At 70.2% G+C, this 19,404-nt stretch carries 18 protein-coding genes and 2 pseudogenes; 8 read left to right on the forward strand and 12 right to left on the reverse strand.

The window, feature by feature from the left end:
- Positions 1-83: 83 nt before the first annotated feature.
- Both OG897_RS24740 and OG897_RS24745 read left to right on the forward strand, forming a co-directional pair.
- On the forward strand, positions 84-1,076 hold the full coding sequence (locus tag OG897_RS24740; protein WP_266659427.1) for a glycosyltransferase family 2 protein: 993 nt from the start codon (positions 84-86) through the stop codon (positions 1,074-1,076).
- Positions 1,073-2,407, forward strand: coding sequence for an alpha-2,8-polysialyltransferase family protein (locus OG897_RS24745; RefSeq protein WP_266659429.1), 1,335 nt, complete (start codon positions 1,073-1,075; stop codon positions 2,405-2,407). Before OG897_RS24740 ends, OG897_RS24745 begins: the two co-directional genes overlap by 4 nt.
- Before the next feature lie 82 nt (positions 2,408-2,489).
- Here OG897_RS24745 and OG897_RS24750 read toward each other — a convergent pair whose 3' ends face one another.
- From OG897_RS24750 to OG897_RS24765, 4 genes are all read right to left on the reverse strand, one after another.
- Entirely contained in the window at positions 2,490-2,864 is a 375-nt protein-coding gene (locus OG897_RS24750) for an STAS domain-containing protein (RefSeq protein WP_266659431.1), read from the reverse strand.
- A 322-nt stretch (positions 2,865-3,186) separates the two neighbouring features.
- Positions 3,187-3,711, reverse strand: a complete 525-nt coding sequence (locus tag OG897_RS24755; RefSeq protein WP_266659433.1) for a hypothetical protein — start codon at positions 3,709-3,711, stop codon at positions 3,187-3,189.
- Positions 3,708-4,112 (reverse strand): hypothetical protein, encoded by a 405-nt coding sequence (locus OG897_RS24760; RefSeq protein WP_266659435.1) that lies wholly within the window; start codon positions 4,110-4,112, stop codon positions 3,708-3,710. The genes OG897_RS24755 and OG897_RS24760 overlap by 4 nt, the downstream gene beginning before the upstream one ends.
- A gap of 380 nt (positions 4,113-4,492) precedes the next feature.
- Positions 4,493-4,696, reverse strand: a complete 204-nt coding sequence (locus tag OG897_RS24765) for a hypothetical protein (RefSeq protein WP_266659437.1) — start codon at positions 4,694-4,696, stop codon at positions 4,493-4,495.
- Between the two features lie 29 nt (positions 4,697-4,725).
- Between OG897_RS24765 and OG897_RS24770 the strand changes: the two are divergent.
- Positions 4,726-5,382 (forward strand): annotated as a pseudogene (locus tag OG897_RS24770) (FAD-dependent monooxygenase); the annotation flags it as partial.
- Positions 5,383-5,402: 20 nt separating this feature from the next.
- On the opposite strand, the pseudogene OG897_RS24775 reads toward OG897_RS24770, so the two are convergent.
- From OG897_RS24775 to OG897_RS24805, 7 genes and pseudogenes are all read right to left on the reverse strand, one after another.
- A pseudogene (locus tag OG897_RS24775) lies at positions 5,403-5,849 on the reverse strand (nitroreductase family deazaflavin-dependent oxidoreductase); the annotation flags it as partial.
- 413 nt (positions 5,850-6,262) lie between these two features.
- Positions 6,263-7,558, reverse strand: coding sequence for a hypothetical protein (locus OG897_RS24780; RefSeq protein WP_266659439.1), 1,296 nt, complete (start codon positions 7,556-7,558; stop codon positions 6,263-6,265).
- On the reverse strand, positions 7,558-8,280 hold the full coding sequence (locus OG897_RS24785) for an RNA polymerase sigma factor (RefSeq protein ID WP_266659441.1): 723 nt from the start codon (positions 8,278-8,280) through the stop codon (positions 7,558-7,560). Before OG897_RS24785 ends, OG897_RS24780 begins: the two co-directional genes overlap by 1 nt.
- 356 nt (positions 8,281-8,636) lie before the next feature.
- Positions 8,637-9,224, reverse strand: a complete 588-nt coding sequence (locus OG897_RS24790; protein ID WP_323188095.1) for a hypothetical protein — start codon at positions 9,222-9,224, stop codon at positions 8,637-8,639.
- Between the two features lie 322 nt (positions 9,225-9,546).
- Complete coding sequence (locus tag OG897_RS24795; RefSeq protein ID WP_266659443.1) at positions 9,547-10,059, reverse strand: hypothetical protein; 513 nt, start codon at positions 10,057-10,059, stop codon at positions 9,547-9,549.
- A gap of 154 nt (positions 10,060-10,213) precedes the next feature.
- Positions 10,214-11,080, reverse strand: a complete 867-nt coding sequence (locus OG897_RS24800; RefSeq protein WP_266659445.1) for a DUF4328 domain-containing protein — start codon at positions 11,078-11,080, stop codon at positions 10,214-10,216.
- 152 nt (positions 11,081-11,232) lie between these two features.
- The gene (locus tag OG897_RS24805) at positions 11,233-13,071 is read right to left on the reverse strand and encodes a glycoside hydrolase family 20 protein (protein WP_266659446.1); all 1,839 of its coding nucleotides are present in this window, start codon (positions 13,069-13,071) and stop codon (positions 11,233-11,235) included.
- A 284-nt stretch (positions 13,072-13,355) separates the two neighbouring features.
- Here OG897_RS24805 and OG897_RS24810 point away from each other — a divergent pair, with 284 nt between their 5' ends.
- The 5 genes from OG897_RS24810 (at position 13,356) to OG897_RS24830 (ending at position 17,438) form a co-directional block, all read left to right on the forward strand.
- The gene (locus OG897_RS24810) at positions 13,356-13,862 is read left to right on the forward strand and encodes a 2-oxo-4-hydroxy-4-carboxy-5-ureidoimidazoline decarboxylase (protein ID WP_266660467.1); all 507 of its coding nucleotides are present in this window, start codon (positions 13,356-13,358) and stop codon (positions 13,860-13,862) included.
- 148 nt (positions 13,863-14,010) lie between these two features.
- On the forward strand, positions 14,011-14,391 hold the full coding sequence (sdhC, locus tag OG897_RS24815) for a succinate dehydrogenase, cytochrome b556 subunit (RefSeq protein ID WP_266659447.1): 381 nt from the start codon (positions 14,011-14,013) through the stop codon (positions 14,389-14,391).
- Positions 14,392-14,399: 8 nt separating this feature from the next.
- Positions 14,400-14,879 carry a succinate dehydrogenase hydrophobic membrane anchor subunit gene (locus tag OG897_RS24820; RefSeq protein WP_266659449.1) on the forward strand — a complete coding sequence of 160 codons (480 nt, stop codon included), beginning with the start codon at positions 14,400-14,402 and terminating at the stop codon, positions 14,877-14,879.
- Positions 14,880-14,901: 22 nt separating this feature from the next.
- Entirely contained in the window at positions 14,902-16,656 is a 1,755-nt protein-coding gene (gene sdhA, locus OG897_RS24825; protein ID WP_266659451.1) for a succinate dehydrogenase flavoprotein subunit, read from the forward strand.
- Entirely contained in the window at positions 16,656-17,438 is a 783-nt protein-coding gene (locus OG897_RS24830; protein ID WP_266659453.1) for a succinate dehydrogenase iron-sulfur subunit, read from the forward strand. Before sdhA ends, OG897_RS24830 begins: the two co-directional genes overlap by 1 nt.
- Positions 17,439-17,594: 156 nt before the next feature.
- Here the strand turns inward: OG897_RS24830 and OG897_RS24835 are convergent, their stop codons facing one another.
- Positions 17,595-19,157: an ABC transporter substrate-binding protein gene (locus OG897_RS24835; protein ID WP_266659455.1), complete on the reverse strand. Its 1,563-nt coding sequence runs from the start codon at positions 19,155-19,157 to the stop codon at positions 17,595-17,597.
- Positions 19,158-19,404: the final 247 nt, after the last annotated feature.

The following is a 19,404-nucleotide window of genomic DNA, read 5'->3' on the forward strand; positions in this document are numbered from 1 at the left end:
TCGATGACGAATACCGGAGCGATTCACCGCCCGGACACGGCCAGTTCATCCACCATCCGTCCCCGCGCCCTAATGTCCCGGGTGTGGTCAAGCTCTCCGTCGTCGTGCCGTTCTACAACGTGCAGACATACGCCCCAGATGCCCTGAGAAGTCTGCGTGCGAACACGCGCGAGGACTTCGAATTCCTTCTCGTCGACGACTGTTCGACGGACGAGACCCCGGAGCTGCTCGCCCGGGCGGAGCGTGATCTACCGGGTGCGGTCCTCCTCAGACACGAACGCAACGGCGGTCTGGCGACGGCCCGCAACACCGGCCTGGACGCGGCACGCGGCGAGTACCTGACCTTCCTGGACGGCGACGACTGGTACGCCCCCGGCTACCTCTCCCAACTCCTCACCTCCATCGAGGACTTGGGATGCGACTTCGTCCGCACGGACCACGTCCAGTGCACGGGCCGCACCCGCACGGTGCAGCGCGTTCCGCACGGACGGCGCGGCGAGTCCCTGTCGCCGCGCGCCGCGATCCTGCCCGCCGACCGGTCGACCTCGGTGGACTACGCGTACGCCTGGGCCGGGATCTACCACCGGCGCCTCCTGGACCGGGGTCTCCTGCACTTCACGGACGGACTGCGGACGGCGGAGGACCGGCCGTGGATCTGGCGGCTGCACCGGGAGGCGGAATCCTTCGGGGTGGTGGGACTGCTCGGAGTCTTCTACCGGCGCGGAATCGCCTCGTCGCTCACCCAGATCGGCGACGTCAGGCAACTCGATTTCATCCGGGCATTCGACCAGGTCCTGGCGGAAACGGCACGCGACGCGGACGCGCGTTCCCTTCTCCCGAAAGCAGTACGGACATATTGCGCGATCATTTCCCACCACCTGGGAAGTGCGGACGACTCGAACAGGTTCGAACCGGCGGTGGCGAGGAAATTGCGGGCGATGAGCGCGGCGGCCCTGCGGAGAATGCCGCAGGGCATTCTGACGGACGCCCTGAACGCGATGGACACGGACCGGGCGACCCGGCTGCGCCGGCTGAAGCGCGGACTGCCGGGCACGGGCGCGGGGGTGGCGGCATGAGGACCGTCCAGCTCTTCCTGGCCTCGACCCTGTACGGCACGGCCACCCTCGCCGCCGCCCTCGACAGCGGCGCGTTCCCGCCCGCCGACCGCCGCATCCTCCTCACCAGCAACAACGCGGCGACGCCCGAGACCACCCCGCCCCTCACGGACGCCCCCGGGTTCGCCGCGCTGCGCACGCGCTTCGACGACGTACTCGACTGGAACGAGGCGATCGCACCGCTGCACCCGTCCGGCTGGACCCCTCGCCCGGACGATGTCCCGCTGTGGGAAAGGCAGTTGAGGGCGGAATGGGGCCTGGAGGGATGCGACGTGTCCCTCGTACTGGAATCCATCCAGGTGGCCCCCGCGCAGGCCGTGGCGCAGCTCTTCCCTGACGCGCCGATCGAGGTGTACGCGGACGGGCTGATGAGCTACGGCCCGACCCGCAACAAGCTGGACCCGCTGGTGGGCGGCCGGGTGCGCAGGCTCCTCCACCTGGACCTGGTCCCCGGCCTGCGCCCCCTCCTCCTGGGCGAGTTCGGCGTGCCGGGCGAGGTCGTCCCGACGGACGCCTTCCTGAAGGTGCTCACCGAACTCCCTTACGAAGAAGCTGACTTGTCGGAACAGGAGCCACCCGCCCTGCTCCTCGGCCAGTACCTCTCCGCACTCGACATCCTGACCCCCGACGAGGAAGAGGCGCTGCACGTGCGGATGTTGAGGGGCGCGGTGGCACGCGGACACCGCCGTGTCGTCTTCAAGCCGCACCCGTCCGCACCGGCCCGCTGGTCCCGGCGGCTGGAGTCGGAGGCGGAGACCCTCGGGGCACACCTCACGGTCTTCGACTCCCCCCTCCTCGCCGAGGTCCTCTTCCGCCGACTGCGCCCCGCCCTGGTCGTCGGCTGCTTCTCGACGGCGCTGCTCACCGCGCACACCTTCTACGGCATCCCGGTGGCGCGCGTCGGCACGGACACGCTCCTCGAACGCCTCACCCCGTACGAGAACAGCAACCGCATCCCGGTGACCCTCGCCGACGCACTCCTCCCGGACCTGGAGGCGACGACCGCGCGCACCCCGCCGCCCCTCGGCGAGCTGAGCGCACTGCTGGCGGCCGTCGGCTTCGCGATGCAGCCGCAGGTGCTGAGCGCCCAACGCACGCGCGCCGAGGGCTACTTGCTCTCCCACCTCTCCGCACACACCCGCCGCTACTTCAAGCGCCGTCGCCTGACGGCCCTGGCGCTGCCGGGGGCGGTGCCGCAGCAGCTGGCGTTCCTGCCGCGCAACGAGGCGGTGCGGAGGATGGCGCGGCGGGCCCGACGGGTGCAGCGGAGGTTCCGCACGACGGGGGGCTGAGGCCGCGCCACGCAGGGCCGAGTGTCCGCCCCGGGCCTACCCGCCCGGAGCGGGCCGCCGGGCGGGAGTCGCCCGGAAGGGATCAGCCGGATGCCTCCGCCGAAGCCCGCGCCGGATCCCGGTCGAGGCCGGGCATCACCCCGAGAGGCCCTTCGAGCCCCAGAACGCGCAGGGTGCGCAGGAGGAAGGGGCTGTCGACGACGAGCCGCAGCCGTCCCTGCCGCGCCAGGGCCTGGTTCCGGACCCGGCACAGCATGCCGATGCCCCCGCAGTCGAGGAAGCTCACCTGCCGCAGGTCGAGCACCAGGTCCGTGCCCGGCCCGTCGACGAGACGGACGAGGACGGGACCGACCTGATGGGCGGCCGACAAGTCCAGCTCCCCCCGGAGCACGGCCACCGTCATGGCCCCACTCCTGCGAACCTCGATCTCACAGAAGACCCCGGAATCTTCGAACATGATCCGTACCTCGTTGTCCCAAGGCGCCTGCCGCTGTGCCCCATCGTGCCGCGCCACCCGGGGAGCGCACCACAGGTATGCACTGATCGCTTCCACCGGGAGACGGACACGTCTGCACTCTTCGGCGCGCGCTCCGTCAGGAGCTGCCAAGGTCCCAAGCCGCCCCACCACGTCTGCTTGTGACGTACCCCCGCGGCGGCAGCGCAATCACTTTCCGTGACGCTCCGTAGAACCGCTGCGAGCTCAACCGTCCGCCCCTCACCTGCGGCAACTCAGCTCCCGTGCGCGCCTGCTCGACCCTCCCCGCGTTCACCCTCCGTGGCTAGGTTCGCCGACGGCACCGGGAGGTGTGGTCCCAGTACTCGACGTCTCCGCGCAGCCCGAGCGGGATGAGCACGCGCCGCTCGGACGGCTCGCCCTCCGCGACAACGACGCGCCTGCCGCGCAGGGCGACGGTCTTCCGCTCGGCACGCCAGAGCCGGGTGACGGTGTCGGTCGTGGCGTCGTACGTGAAGGCGGTGACCGTACGGTCGGTGAAGCCGAGGTAGTGAATGCCGCCCGGGAGACCTCTGGTCCTCACGGGGATCACCAGCCGCACCCATTCGCCGGTGGCCGAGTTCTCGCGCCGGAAGCGCAGCGTGACCTCTTCCAGGTCCATCGGCGGGCCAGGACCGCCCCAGCGCAGCCACACGAAGAGCCAGGCCGCACCGAACAGCCCCAGGGAGACGAGGACTTTGCCCCAGAGGGCGTCGGGCCCGAGCTGCCAGGCCGTCTGGATCAGAACGGCCATGCCGAGGACGGGCAGAAGGGGAAGGGCCGTGCCGTAGACGCGTCGCAGCAGGCTCATCCGGGGCCCTCCTCCCCCTCGCCCCGCTTCGCCGACTCCGGGGACCCGCCCCTGAGGTCCGTGGAATGCAGCCCCGCCGCGAGGGTGAAGAAGGCGAGGGCGGCGGAGTTGGCGGCCTGGGCGAAGTCCCCGTCGACGGCGCTGAAGACCGCTCCGACCGCGAGGAGGGCCATGGCGAGGAGACGCAGGCCGAGGAACACCCGTTCCGTGGTGGGGCTGAGGGTCTGGAGTTCCTTGGTGGTGAGCAGGTGCCTGGACGGGAGGAGGGCCAGGGCCGCACCCATGAAGACGAGCACTCCCATGCAGGCCACGACGAACCAGTGCCCGGTGTGCAGCAGGAGGCCGGTGAGGGCCAGGGCCGCGCACGCTGCGGCTGCGGCTCGGGTTCTCTTGCGCACCACCACTGTCGGCCACCCCTCCCGCGCACGGTGCCCGTGTCGGCAGGGGTCGCCCCGCCGTACGGGCCTGTTCCTTGAGCACGCGTTCCCTGAGCACGAACCACACACGCTTTCCTGTGGGCTCGTTACCCAAGTGGACTCGTTCGACGCGGAATTCGCTGCTGAGTTCGCGCACGAGGGGGGAAGCCTCAGCCGTAACTGCCCTACGCCGCGACCGACTTGCCCCCCGGCATGGCCCCGACCCGAACCCGTCCTGGTGGGCTACGCGGTGCTCGCGGTGCGGGTGCGGGGGCGGGTCAAACGGTGAAGCGGCTTCAGCCCTCGGGATCGCCATCGAGGAACTGGTCCCCGGACAGCTCCCTGCCGATGCCCGCCGCTCGCGATCACTCGTCCTGGTGGCCCGCGCCGCCGCGCAGAACCCCTCCGACCCCCACCACCACCGCCCGCAGCCCCAGCTCGAAGCCCTCGTCCGCGCCCGCGAAGATGACCGGGCCCGACTGAGCCGCCAGCGGGTACGCGGCGAGCCGTTCCGCGCGGGCGGTGAGGTCGTAGCCCTCCTCTGGAGCCGCTCCCGGGGCCGGGCCCATCGACTGCTCCTCGATGACGTGGCCGATCGTCCGACCGGTTCCGCGAAGGCCGCGTCTTCCTCGCCGGGGACGCCGCACACGTCCACTCCCCGGCGGGCGGCCAGGGCCTCAACACCTCGGTGCAGGACGCGTACAACCTGGGCTGGAAGCGCGGCCAGGTGCTGCGGTACGGAGCCGATCCCGCACTCCTCGACACGTACGAGCAGGAGCGGCGGCCCATCGCGGCGCAGATGCTCGGGCTGAGCACGCAGGTACACCGGGGCCAGCAGCAACGCGGCGCGACCACACAGCAGTTGGGACTCGGGTACCGGGGCGGTCCGCTGTCGTCGGGGGCGGCCGGGGCGCTGGAGGCGGGCGACCGTGCGCCGGACGCGCGGATCGCCGGGGGCGGGCGGCTGTTCGACGCGTTCCGGGGACCGCACTTCACACTGCTGGCCGTGGGGAGGGCGGCGCCGGGGTGGGACCTGGATGCGCGGGAGGGGGAATGGCTCAGGACCCTGCGGGTTCCGACCGTGCCCGCGTACGGTGACGGGCTCTTCCTCGTACGGCCGGACGAGTATCTGGGGTGGGCCGGGGGCGGCACTTCGTGCGATGAAGGCGGTGAAAGCGGTGAAGGCGATGAAGCCGGTGACCTGGACAGGTCCCTGGGCCTGTTCAGCGCCCGAAGTGCCGCCGCCGCGCGCTAGCCGGGGGTGGGACCGACGGGATCGGCATCGGCCCGCTCCAGGACGACCACCGGGAGGGTGCGGGTGGTCTGCGCCTGGTAGTCGGCGTAACCGGGGGCCGAACACACGATCCTCTCGAAGAGCCGGTCGCGGCGCTCGCCCTCGGCCGGGACGGCGACCGCGCCGAAGGACGTCGTGCCGACCTCCACCTGTACGGAGGGGTGGGCGAGCACGTTGTGGTACCAGGCGGGGTGCTCGGGGGCACCCATGTTCGATCCGGTGACGAGGAGTCGGCCGTCCTCGGTACGGGCGTAGCCGAGCGGGACGGTGTGCCGTTTGCCGGACTTCGCACCGACGGTGGTGAGGAGGAGCAGGTCACCGCCCTCGAAGGGGCCACCCACCTGTCCCTCGTGGGCGCGGAACTCGTCGATGACCCATTGGTTGAAGTTGAAGGGCTCTGCTGCGGACGGCGTGACTGCGGACGACATGTGGTATCGACATCTCCTGAACGGGTGCGCTCGTGCGGCGCGGAGGAGTGAAGAAGGAAGAAGAGGAAGAGGAAGAGGGGGAGCGGGGGACGCGGAAGGACGGCGTCAGGTGCTGAAAGGTGCGTCGGAGTCGGGACTCATCGCGTTCGCCCTTTACGGAGAAGGTGCTGGCTCGGTCTCCGGCCTGCCCACTGCTCTGTGGCCGGGACCGCGCTGCACGGCGCTCATTACAAGCCGCGGGGCTCGGATGTGTCAACACACGGGGTGAGGGAGAAAGAGGCGCGGACGGGACCGGGGGAACGAATCCCGCCCGCGCCAGGTGCGCAGAGCCGTAGGTACGGGGGGAACCCCGGCTCATGCGCGGCCGATGACCAGTCGGCACATTCACTACAGCGTCACCGGCCCGGAAAACGTCACACCTGAGCCGGAACCCGTTCCACGAGAGGTGTCACCGCGCTGCGGTGGGCGGGGACGACAACGGATGCGAAGGCCGGGGCGAGCCCCTCAAAGGTGCTGCTCAGGGAGCTGCTGGCGGCGTTCCGGTACGTGCCGTTCGGGCCTCGGTGGCCCTTGCCCCGGCCACCGGAAGCCCTGTCGCCGCTGTCCTTGCCGTCGTCGCCCGATCCGTCGTTCTCGTCCTTGCCACCGCCACCGCTTTCGCTTCCGTTTCCGCCGCCGGGGCCCGTTCCGTTTCCGCTGCCGGGGCCGTGATTGCCGCCGCCTCCAGGGCGCGGGGGCGAGGCGCCGTTCCCGTCCCCCTTCCCGCCCCCGTCGAGGAGGTGGTCGCAGAAGCGGCTGATGCCGTCGGAGCCCTTCGCCTGGGTCTCCAGGTACTGCTTCACATGGTCAGGGAGACGGTTGGCCCGGTAGTCGCGGCACGCCTTGAGCGTGCGCTGCTGCCAGTTCTTGGGGGGAGCGTCCTTGCCGCCGGAGCCCTGGGAGGTGTCGGGGTCCTTGCCGCCCGAGGGGTCGGTGGACGAGGTTCCGGAATCGGCTCCCGGGTGGGTTCCGGTGCCCTTCGAGCCGCCACCGGGGGGTTCCGAACCGTCGGGGCTCGCTCCGGTGCCGCCCGCACTCGTACGCCTGCCGTCGGAGGAGTCGCCGTCACCGGGTTCCGGCGTGCCGCCGTCCGTCGGTTCCTCAGGCGTTCCCGTACGTTCCGGATCGGGGCTCTTGCGGGATTCCGGATCGGCGCCCTGGGGCTCCTCGACCTCAGGGCCCGCCACCGACACGGACGAGGCGGGCTCGGGTTCGGCGGGGCCGAACGGGAAGTGGCCGTGCAGCACTCCCGTACCGGCGGCCACGGCGACGCCGCCCAGCGCACCGGCCGCGAGGACGGTGACCAGGCCCAGCCGCAGCGGACGCCCCCACCGGGAGCGACGGCGGGCGGACGCGACACAGCGGGACTCCCGGAACGCGGCCAGCGCGTCCGCCTCACCCGAAGACTCGGCCCCGTACGCGGAAGCAGCAGCCGAGCCGGAAGCCGAGCCGGAAGCCGAGCGGGAAGCCGAGCCGGAGCCGGAAGCCGCAGCCCCGGAAGCCGCAGCCCCGGAACGCAGCTCCTCCAGCGCAGCGGCGAGTTCAGCGGCTCCCGGCCTCCCGGCCCCGGCCCCGCCCCGACCCCCGCCCGGCACGCCCTCGTCAGCCTCGCCGCGCAGCAGCCGTTCCGCCGTCGCCTCGTCAAGCCACTCGTAGCGCTCGTCGGCCATCACGTTTCCCTCTGCGTCCGCGCGCGTGATTGCGTCACACCCGGGCCCTGCGTCATCGTCCCGGCTCCCGCCCCCGCACACCGTCTGACCCGCTGCGGCGGTACGACGTCCAGCAGCCCGTCAAGACCGTCCACCGGCTCCTCCCCTGCCCCCTCGCCCGGACCGTCGCCCCCCGCCCCGCCCAACAGCTCCGCCAGCCTCTTCAGCCCCCGGTGGGCCGCCGTACGAACGGCTCCCGGCCGCTTCCCGAGCGTCTTCGCGGCGCTCTTCGCGTCGAGCCCGACGACGACACGCAGCACCACGGCCTCTGCCTGGTCCTGCGGCAGCTGCGCGATGAGCGCCATGGTCCGGCCGGTGGCGAGGGACTCCAGCGCCTCGCCAGCCGTGTCGGAGGCGGCCGGTTCGTCGGCGAGTTCGGTGTCGTCGCCGCCCACGGCGGGACGGCGGCCCCGCATCCGGATGTGGTCGAGCGCCCGATTGCGGCCGATCCGGGCCGCCCAGCCCCGGAACCGGTCCGCGTCGCCGTGGAAGCGGTCCAGGTCACGGGCTATCTGGAGCCATGCCTCGGACGCGACGTCCTCCGCGTCCGGTTCGCCGACCAGTGTGCGTATGTAGCCCAAAAGCCGTGGATGCACGGCGCGGTACACAGTCCGGAACGCCTGTTCGTTCCCGTCCTGTGCCGCGAGCACCGCGGCGGTCAGCTCCGCGTCGTCCCCCAGCACTCTTCTCAACCTGTCCCCAGCCGATGCTGGCGCTCCCCAGTCGATGCTGGTCCTCGTTGCCGGTCCCCCCGAGTGCACCACGTGCACCACTTGCACCCGCCCCAGCGCGAATGTGCACGCTACGACGCCGACGGGCGATTAGTCCATGGCTTGTACAACCTGCAACGACCTGCTGACTCACCGAGGTGTGACAGAAAACGCACTCGCGGCGCAGTAGGGGGTACGGGCTCGTCGCACAGCCCGTACGGATTGGCGGCCGGGGTCACTCCTGTGGGGGGTGGCGGCCCCGGCTGCCCTTCCGGCTCCGAAGCCTCCGCGCTCAGGTGTTCCGCCTCCGGGCACCCCGCCCCCACGGCTCAGGCGCGCCGCGCCCTGCGCGCCGCCGCGGCCCGCAGCACGCGCTTGCCCTCCGTCGACTGTACGAACGCCGCCCGCAGCCCGTCGCCGTCCCCGGCCAGCAGGTCGAGCAGCCGCTCCTGGCGGCGCAGTTCGCCGGTGGCCAGCGGCCCGCCGTCCCGGTCGCCGTCCAGGTACCGGTGTACGGAGAGGGCCGCGGCCGAGCACTCCCCGGCCCAGACGCGCAGTTCGTCCGCCGCGTAGACACGCGGCACCGCCGCGGCGCGGCGCAGTACCGCCACCGGTCCCGAGTCGGCGCGGGCGACCGCCCGTACGAGAACGGCGGCGGCCGACCGGAGCCTGCCGAGCCACTCCTCGCCGCCCTCGGCCGCCTCCCAGAGCGGACGCAGCGCGGCATCCGTGTCGACGGTGACCCCGGCTGTGTACTCGGCGGATTCCGCGTATTCCGCATAGTTCACGTATTCCGCATAGTTCACGTATTCCAGCATCGGCAGGCAGCGGTCCAGGCAGGCGAGCGCGCTCACAGCGAGCGCGCGCTCGTCGGCACGGGAGATCCGGTCGGTCAGGTCGACCGTCGGCAGGCTCACGCGTCCTCCTCGGCCCCGGGTACGGGCGGGCACTTCCCCGGCCCCCTCGGGGGCTTGGTCCGCCCCGGCGCGGCGGCAGTTCGGTCCGCCGGGTGCGGACTCTCTGCTTCCGTCTGCGTACCGGAGGCGCATTGCGTCACACCGGCGCCTTCGGTACATCCGCGACGGCAGCACGACGGCACGCAGGGCGGCGGGGCCGAACCCGGTGACGCAACGTCACGTCACCGCACCCGCCCCGCCCCGCCCCTGCCGGAACGTCACCGCCGAAACATCACTGCCGGAACATCAGCGCCGGAACATCAGTGCCGGTACTGCCGGAACGTCACTGCCGACGCTCCAGGCCCAGTACGTCCAGGAAGTACCCGAACAGTTCCTCGGCCAGCGGGTCCGCCTCCGCCTTCAGCACCGTCGTCAACGGCTCCAGATCGACGGTCTTGCCCGCCTCCGCCGCCCAGGACACGGCCTTCTCCGCCGCGTCCTCGGCCGACAGGAACAGGTCCTCCAGGAGCAGCCCGTCCGCCTTCAGGTACTCGGCCATCGCCTCGCGGCCCAGACACGCGAACCACGAACCACCTTCCGGCGACGCGGCCTCGATGACCACGCAGTCGCTGCCCATGACGAACGCGAACAGCGCCGGCGCCCCGGTGTCCCGGCACACGCCGCGCGCCAGCGCACCCATGTCGCCGACCTCGGGCTCGCTCGGACGCTCCCAGACCTGCCAGCCGCCCACGCGCTCGTCATAGAGCGCCAGATCCTGTCTGACCTCGGCCAATGCTTCCAGCTCCGAGAGCGGCCCGGTGTTCTTCCCTACGACGAAGTAACCCCAGAAACCCATGTTTCCCACTCCCCCCACGCGTTGACCTCAAGAGGCTCAAGCCTCACCCGGACTTTGCCGGAACAGCCAGTTGCGCACGTATCCACCACAGTCCTGGCACATTGTGCCCACATGACGGGGGGTCATGACCATCGAAGCAGGACTGCGGCCAGAATCACACCGGTGATCCGACCGGAAATGTCCTTCCGGCCTTGGCGTCCTGCATGCGGGTCAGCTTCCGCACGAAGAGGATCGCGAGGACGGCGGCGACGATGTCCACGGCGTCGGAGACCAGCATCAGAACGAGCGCGACGCGGACCTCCTCCGGCGTCTCGGCCCCCCTGTCCAGGGCGCCGGCCACCCGGCCCACCAGCGCGCCGCCGGTCCACACCCACCACCAGGCGTACACGGCCGCGGCCGAGATCCGCACGGGCCGCAGGCCCACCGGGTCGGCGGGCGCGCTCGACCGCCAGGTGTCGAGGGCCACCCGGCACGGCAGCCACAGGTTCGCGAAGGGGACGAACCAGGCCCCGATCGCCCAGCCCGGCGCCAACCCGTGGCCGTTCGGGTCGAAGACGTCGGCGTTGCGGCGGGCCCGGTGGAACCACACGAGGAAGCAGACGCCGACAGCGACGTACAGGGCGAACTGGGCCACCCCCGAGGCCCGGTACAGCGCGTCGGCGACGTCCCACTCCCGCTCCGAGTAGCGGCCGGGGTCCGCGTCCAGGGAGCCGACCATGCCGAGGAGCCGGACGCTCGTCGCGAGCGAGCCGAGGTCCACCAGGGCCGTCACGCCGAGCAGCACCGCCACCGCGACGGCGAGCCCGCGGAGCCTGTACAGGAGGGGCGGGGCGGGAGGCACGACATAGGCGGGCGGCTGCTGTCCGTACGGACCGGGCTGACCGTAGGGGCCGGGCTGACCGTAGGGGCTCGGCTGCCCGTACGAGCCGCCGGGCTGCCCGTACGGGGCCTGCTGCCCGTACGAGCCGTACGGGCCCTGCTGCTGCGACCCTCCGGGGCCGGGATACGAGGTGTCGGTCATGGAGGCCCCCCACGGGCGCGGCGCGAATCGGTGCGTCGCGGACGCACGTACGGCCGCCGGGAAGGCGGCCGTACGCGGAACCTACACGGCCCTTCACCGCATGTCCACATCATTCCGATAGCGGACGAAAGCGGGCGAGGAGCCCGGCCCGGCTACCCCACCTTCCCCGCCAGCCCCTTGAACCCCTCCCAGTCGAGCCCCGGCTTCCTCGGGTCCCACAGCTTCTGCGCGACCGCGCGCAACGGCAGCCGCACGCCCTTCGCCACCTGGGCCTGCGTCTGCGCGTTGTGGTAGTCGCACCAGACCGCGAGCTGCCCTCCCGTGATCTGCGCGTCGTAACGCGCCGGAACGGCGTCACTGTGCCGCAGGACGCGCGGGGTCCACTCGTCGTAGATGCGGCGGCCGGTCGGGTAGGTGAAGGTGTTGGGCTCGCCGAGCACGTAGTAGAGGTACTCGTCGTTGACGTTCAGGACCTTGCGGCCCTCGCGCAAGTACTCCGTCGGCTTGCGCGCGCCGATCTCCTTGCCCGTCCAGTACGCGACCTCGCGGGACTTCGGCGCGTCCACGACGCCGCCCGCGAAGTAGCCGTCGTTCCAGGCCCGGATGTTCGACTTGCCCTTCTTCCGGACCACCGCCGCCCGGTCGTTCAGCCAGCTCGTCGCGAGGTCCTGGACCCGGGCCCGGGAGCCGTGCTTGGCGCGTGCGGCCCGGGTGAGCTGCGGATACGTCGCCTCCGGGTCGGACACCGTCAGCGCGCGGTACTCGTCGCCGCCCAGGTGCCAGTACGACCCCGGGAAGAGGTCCGCGTACTCGGCGAGCAGCTCGTCGACGATCTTGGCCGCCTTGGGCTGCGCGATGTCGACCGCACCCCGCGACGCCTTCCCCGAGACGCTGCGGAGCTGGAGTCCGGGGTGTGCCGCGATGACCGCGCCCAGATGTCCCGGCGAGTCGATCTCGGGAACCACGCGGATGTGCCGGGACGCGGCGAGGGCGACGATGCGGCGGATCTCGGCCTTGCTCAGGTGGTCCTTGGAGACGATCTCGGGGTGCGTGTCGGAGGCGATCCGGAAGCCCTGGTCGTCGGAGAAGTGCAGGCCGAACTCGTTCAGCTTGAGGTCGCCCATCTCGCGGATGCGGTCCTCGATCCACGCCGCGTCGAAGTGCTTGCGGGCCGTGTCGAGCGCGAATCCGCGGTGGGGCTTGGCCGGGGCGTCCTTGAGCACGCCCTCCGCGAGCCCGCCGCCGGAGCGGACGGCCTGCTTGAGGGTGCGGGTGCCGTAGAAGACGCCCGCCTCGTCGCCGCCGGTGATCCGGACCTTCCCGCCGGAGGTGGTCACGGTGTACGACTCGGGCGCACCGGGCACACCCATCGCGAGCTCCACGTCCCCCGGGCGGGCCGCCACTCCCTGCGCGTACCCCTTCTTCAGCTCTCCCGCGAGCAGCCTGCCCTCGTCCGCGAGGGCCTTCTCGCTGCCCGCCGCGACGACGACCCGGGTGGCGGCGGAGGGCCGCCAGCCGGTGCCCCTGGCCTCCTTCACGTCCCGTACGAAGGGGATGGTGCGCGGCGGTCCGTCCACCGGGCGGGTCGGGGCGGCGGCCGGGGTCGGCGGGGCGGGCGGCTTCGCGTCGTCGCCGGTCGCCTTCGGGGCGGACGTACCGGAGGGGGTGGCGGCCGAGGTCCGTCCGGTCCCCGTCTGCGGCTGCTGCGGTCCGCTCGGCCAGGCGGCCACCGTGACCGTCGTCGCGGTGGCGAGCACCACGACCGCCCCGGCCACCAGCACCCCGCGCGGCGCACGGCGGACGGCGGCGCGGTGCGCACCCGAACCCACCCGGCGCGCTCCCGCCCGGCCCGAACCCGCCCGGCGCGCGCCCGCACCGCGCGCGCCCGCCCGGTGCGTGTGCGCCGCCGGATTCTGCGGTTCCTGCGGTTCCTGCGGTTCCTGCGGTTCCTGCGGGTCCCGCGAGTCCTGCGGCCCTCGGAAATTGCTCATCCGTGCCCAACTTTCGCTTGTGTCACAAACCGCACCCAGCCCACTCAAAAGTACGAGCTACCGGGGTCCGAACCGTCTACCGCGCGCACATAAACCCTCCCGTTCGGATGAAATTCGTGCATTCGTCGGTCGCTTCATCACTGTCCTCGCTAGCCTTTACCGCCCCCCGCCACAGGACCGATCCGGCCGACCTTCTTCGGCCACCGCCCGCCCAAGGAGTCACGCTGCACCCCTCCGTCTTCCTTACAACGAGCGGCCGTGGCGGCCCGGCACACCCGTCCCCCCTGGACCGGTTCAACGAGGCCCCCGTGCGGGACGCCGAGGCCGCCCTGCTCACCTGCTGCCGCAGCCGCAGATGGGCCGAGCGCCTGGCCGCACACCGCCCCTACCCCGATCTGGGCGCACTGCTCGCCGCCGCCGACGAGGCGTCGTACGACCTGTCCGTCGCGGAGATCGCCGACGCGCTGGCCTGCGAGATTCCGCCCCGCCCCGCCGCCGACACGCCGTCCGCCGCGCACACCGCGCTACGGGCCGCGCACGCGGCGTACGAGAGCCGGTTCGGGCACGCCTTCGTGATCTGCCTGGACGGCTTCGCGCCGGGCGAGCAGCTCGACCAGGTCCTCGCCGGAATCCGCTTCCGGCTGGGCAACGAGCCGGACGAGGAGCGGGCCGTGGCCGCCGACGAGCTGCGCCGGCTGGCCCGGGGGCGGCTCGCCCGGACCGTGCCGGACGCCGAAAACGACCGAGCCGGGCTCTCGACGGGCCCCGATAGCCCGTCCGTGGCCGTTTGACTGCCTGTTTGATCACACCGGAGGCCCCCGCGCGAGGGAACCGACAACTCGTCGCTACGATGACCGGGGCCGGTGGACCGTACCCGGCCGGGTCTGACCGACAAACCAAGCCGGCCGACCCCAATCCCCGCTCCCGGAGGGTATTTCCGTGCCGGCTGGAACGCTGTATCGCGGCCGGGAAGGCATGTGGTCATGGGTGGCTCATCGAGTCACCGGCGTCCTCATCTTCTTCTTCCTGTTCGTACACGTCCTCGACACCGCTCTCGTCCGCGTCTCTCCCGAGGCGTACGACGATGTCGTGGCAACCTACAAGACCCCGCTCGTGGCTTGCCTTGAGTACGGCCTTGTCGCCGCCATCCTGTTCCACGCGCTGAACGGCCTTCGGGTCATCGCCGTGGACTTCTGGTCCAAGGGCCCCCGCTACCAGAAGCAGATGCTCTGGACCGTGCTGGGCGTCTGGATCGTGCTGATGGTCTTCGCGCTTGCGCCCGTCCTCGGTCACGCCGTACGCGAAGTCTTCGGGAGCTGAGTCAGAACATGTCCGCTGAGACCTCTTCCGCAGGCGTCGGCCCCGTCGAGGGCGTGAGCCTGTACGACGTCGACAACCCGGCGCCCGTCATCGAGCCGCCGCGCAAGCGCACCTCGAAGACCCCTCGCACCACCCGTACCAACTTCGAGCTGTACGGCTGGCTGTTCATGCGCCTGTCCGGCATCGTGCTCGTCGTCCTGGTCCTCGGCCACCTGCTGATCCAGCTGGTGCTCGACGGCGGCGTCAGCAAGATCGGCTTCGCCTTCGTGGCCGGCCGCTGGGCCTCGCCGTTCTGGCAGGCATGGGACCTCGTCATGCTGTGGCTGGCCATGCTGCACGGCGCCAACGGCCTGCGTACCGTCATCAACGACTACGCGGAGAAGCCGAACACGCGCTTCTGGCTGAAGAACCTGCTGTACACCGCCACGGTGTTCACCGTCCTTCTGGGCACGCTGGTGATCTTCACCTTCGACCCGAACATCCGCTAGGCCCGGGGCTGAGGCAATCAAGATGAAGATTCACAAGTACGACACCGTCATCGTCGGCGCCGGTGGCGCGGGCATGCGCGCGGCCATCGAGTCGACCAAGCGCAGCCGCACCGCCGTGCTGACGAAGCTCTACCCGACGCGTTCCCACACGGGCGCCGCGCAGGGCGGCATGGCCGCCGCGCTGGCGAACGTGGAGGAGGACAACTGGGAGTGGCACACCTTCGACACGATCAAGGGCGGCGACTACCTGGTCGACCAGGACGCCGCCGAGATCCTGGCGAAGGAGGCCATCGACGCGGTCCTCGACCTGGAGAAGATGGGCCTGCCGTTCGGCCGTACGCCGGAAGGCACCATCGACCAGCGCCGTTTCGGCGGTCACTCCCGCAACCACGGCGAGGCCCCCGTCCGGCGGTCCTGCTACTCGGGCGACCGCACCGGCCACATGATCCTCCAGACCCTCTACCAGAACTGCATCAAGGAGGGTGTGGAGTTCTTCAACGAGTTCTACGTCCTCGATCAGCTCATCGTGGAGGAGGACGGCGTCAAGAAGTCCGCGGGCGTCGTCGCGTACGAGCTGGCCACCGGTGAGATCCACGTCTTCCAGTCCAAGTCGGTCATCTACGCCTCGGGCGGCACCGGCAAGTTCTTCAAGGTGACCTCCAACGCGCACACCCTGACCGGTGACGGCCAGGCCGCGTGCTACCGCCGCGGTCTGCCGCTGGAGGACATGGAGTTCTTCCAGTTCCACCCGACGGGCATCTGGCGCATGGGCATCCTGCTGACGGAGGGCGCCCGCGGTGAGGGCGGCATCCTCCGCAACAAGGACGGCGAGCGCTTCATGGAGAAGTACGCGCCGGTCATGAAGGACCTCGCGTCCCGTGACGTCGTGTCCCGCTCCATCTACACCGAGATCCGTGAGGGCCGAGGCTGCGGTCCCGAGGGCGACCACGTCTACCTCGACCTCACGCACCTCCCGCCGGAGCAGCTCGACGCCAAGCTCCCGGACATCACGGAGTTCGCGCGTACGTACCTGGGCATCGAGCCGTACACGGACCCGATCCCGATCCAGCCGACCGCGCACTACGCCATGGGCGGCATCCCGACGAACGTCGAGGGTGAGGTCCTGCGGGACAACACCACCGTCGTCCCGGGCCTGTACGCCGCCGGTGAGGTCGCCTGCGTCTCGGTGCACGGCGCCAACCGCCTCGGCACCAACTCGCTGCTGGACATCAACGTCTTCGGCAAGCGGGCCGGTATCGCCGCCGCCGAGTACAGCCACTCCAACGAGTTCGTCGAGCTGCCGGAGAACCCGGCCCAGCTCGTCGTCGACCAGGTCGAGCGGCTGCGCAACTCCACCGGCACCGAGCGCGTGGCCGCGCTCCGCCTGGAGCTCCAGGAGACGATGGACGCCAACGTGATGGTGTTCCGCACCGAGCAGACGATCAAGACGGCCGTCGAGAAGATCGCCGAGCTGCGCGAGCGCTACCTGAACGTGTCCATCCAGGACAAGGGCAAGCGCTTCAACACGGACCTGCTGGAGGCCGTCGAGCTGGGCAACCTGCTCGACCTGGCCGAGGTCATGGCCGTGTCCGCGCTGGCGCGCAAGGAGTCCCGCGGCGGTCACTACCGCGAGGACTTCCCCACCCGCGACGACGTCAACTTCATGCGCCACACCATGGCGTACCGCGAGGTCGCGGCCGACGGCACCGAGTCGATCCGGCTCGACTACAAGCCGGTCGTCCAGACCCGCTACCAGCCGATGGAGCGTAAGTACTGATGGCTACCCCGACGATGGACAAGGTGGAGAAGGACGGCAAGGGCGCGCCCGAGCCCGGCTTCGCCGACTCTCCGTACATCAAGGTCACCTTCCGGATCCGCCGGTTCAACCCGGAGGTCTCCGAGGACGCCGAGTGGCAGGACTTCGAGGTCGACATGGACCCGAAGGAGCGCGTGCTCGACGCTCTGCACAAGATCAAGTGGGACCAGGACGGCACGCTCACCTTCCGCCGTTCCTGCGCCCACGGCATCTGCGGCTCCGACGCGATGCGGATCAACGGCAAGAACAGGCTCGCCTGCAAGACGCTGATCAAGGACATCAACCCGCACAAGCCGATCACGGTCGAGGCCATCAAGGGCCTGACGGTCCTCAAGGACCTGGTCGTGGACATGGACCCGTTCTTCCAGGCGTACCGCGACGTGATGCCCTTCCTCATCACCAAGGGCAACGAGCCGACGCGCGAGCGTCTGCAGTCCGCCGAGGACCGCGAGCGCTTCGACGACACCACCAAGTGCATCCTGTGCGCCGCGTGCACGTCCTCGTGCCCGGTGTTCTGGAACGACGGCCAGTACTTCGGCCCGGCGGCGATCGTCAACGCGCACCGCTTCATCTTCGACAGCCGTGACGAGGGTGGCGAGCAGCGCCTCGAAATCCTCAACGACAAGGACGGCGTGTGGCGCTGCCGCACGACGTTCAACTGCACGGACGCGTGCCCGCGCGGCATCGAGGTCACGAAGGCCATCCAGGAAGTGAAGCGCGCGCTGATCACGCGTCGCTACTAGTCACTACTAGTCACTTCTTGAGCGGTACGAAGCTTGAGCGGTACGCAGCTTGAGCAGTACGCAGCTTGAGCAGTACGCAGCTTGAGCAGTACGAAGAAGGGCCCCGCCCCCGGTGCTTCACCGGGGGCGGGGCCCTTTCTGGTAACTCGCTCGCGCCTAGAGCCAGTTCAGCTCCCACAGGCGCCAGATGCCCGTGCCGTCGGACAGGTACTCGGAGCCGCCGACCTTGCCGTTGCTGAGGACGTAGTCCTTCGTCTGCCACAGCGGGATCAGCGGGACGTCGTCGGCGACGATCTTCTGCATCTTCTTGAAGTCGTCGACCGTGGACCCCCGGTCGGAGGATGCCTGGGTGCGCGAGATCAGCGCCTCGATCTTCGGGTTGGAGTACTCACTCGCGTTGGAGTTGTTCTTGCCGACGAGGGGCTGGCTGTAGTTGTCCGGGTCCGGGAAGTCGGCGACCCAGCCGACGTTGTACGCGTCGTACTTGCCGGACTTGTAGCCCTTCTGGAAGACCTCCCAGTCCTCCTCCTCGACCAGCTTCACCGTGAAGAGCTTCGAGGACTCCAGCTGCTTCTTCAGCAGCTGGGCCTCCGGCCGGGTGGCACCGCCGAGCGCGTATCCGAGGGTGAAGTTCACCGGCGTCCTGACTCCCGCCGAGTCCAGCACCTCCTTGGCCTTCGCCAGCCCCGCCTCCGGCTTGGACACGAGGTCGAAGAAGGGGGTGCTGTGCCCGATGATCCCCTTGGGGATGGTGTCGTACAGCGGCTCGACCGTGTTGAAGTAGACGTCCTGCGCCAGCTTCGGGCGGTCGATCAGGTACGACACGGCACGGCGTACGTCCGCGTTCTTGAACTTCGACTTGTCGCGCACGTTGAAGACCATGTTGCGGGTCTCGGTGGCGTCGACCTCGCTGATGCGCACGTTCTCGGCGCCCGGCTTGAGCTTGGAGAGCATCTCCGGCGGGAGCTGGCGGTGCGTGAGGTCGATCTCCTTGGCCTCCCACGCCGCCTGGAGGTCTTCGGCCTCCTTGTAGTACTTCACCTCGACGGGGCGGCCGGCCTTCGTCACGGCGCCCTTGTACGTGGCGTTCGGGACGAGCTGCGCGAGCTTCCCGTTGACGTACGAGGACATGGTGTACGGCCCGGATCCGTCGACGGCGGCGTCCTTGCGCGCGGCCGTCGCGGAGTACTTGGTGCTGTCGACGATCGACCCGGCGCCGGAGGCCACCTTGAACGGGAAGGTCGAGTCCCCGGACGTCAGGTTGAAGGTGATCTTCTGCCCGCTGACGGTCACCGACTTCAGCGTGCCGAGCAGCGAGCGCGGACCGACGTCGTTGCCGTTGCGCAGGATGCGGTCGAAGCTGAACTTCACGTCCTCGGGGGTGACCTTGCGCCCGTTGGAGAAGACGAGGTCGGTCCTCAGTTCACACTGGTACGTCGTCAGCTTCTGGCCGACGAAACCGCACTGCTTGGCCGCGTCGGGCGTCGGGGTGACCGAACCCGTCTTCAGCGTCATCAGCGACTGGAAGACGTTGCTGTACAGCGCCCACGAACCGGCGTCGTACGCGTAGGCCGGGTCCAGCGACGTCGACTTGTCCGTCGTGCCGACCTTGATCGCGGCGCCCAGGTCGTCGTCCGAGGGGAGGAGCATCCACCCCCCTACCGCTGCGGCTGCCACTACCACGACCGTCGCCCCGACCCGCAGGCGCACGGAACCCATCAACCGCATTGACTTGCTCTCCTCGCACTACCCCACCCAGGGGCAGGCGGAAAACCCCACAAGCCTTACCCCACGATTCATTCACCTAATCACACGAATTAGAGCGACGGAAGGGGCAATTCTTTCGCAAGCGGTCACAAATCCAAGACAACTCGTTGCATCTGCGCCGCACTTGAGCTGGTCTCTCCGCGCATGGGCGTGCATGGGCGAATCATCATGCTTCGTCGTCTCGGAATACGGACAGAAA

Origin of the sequence: Streptomyces sp. NBC_00237 (assembly GCF_026342435.1) — a bacterium.
Lineage (GTDB): Bacteria > Actinomycetota > Actinomycetes > Streptomycetales > Streptomycetaceae > Streptomyces.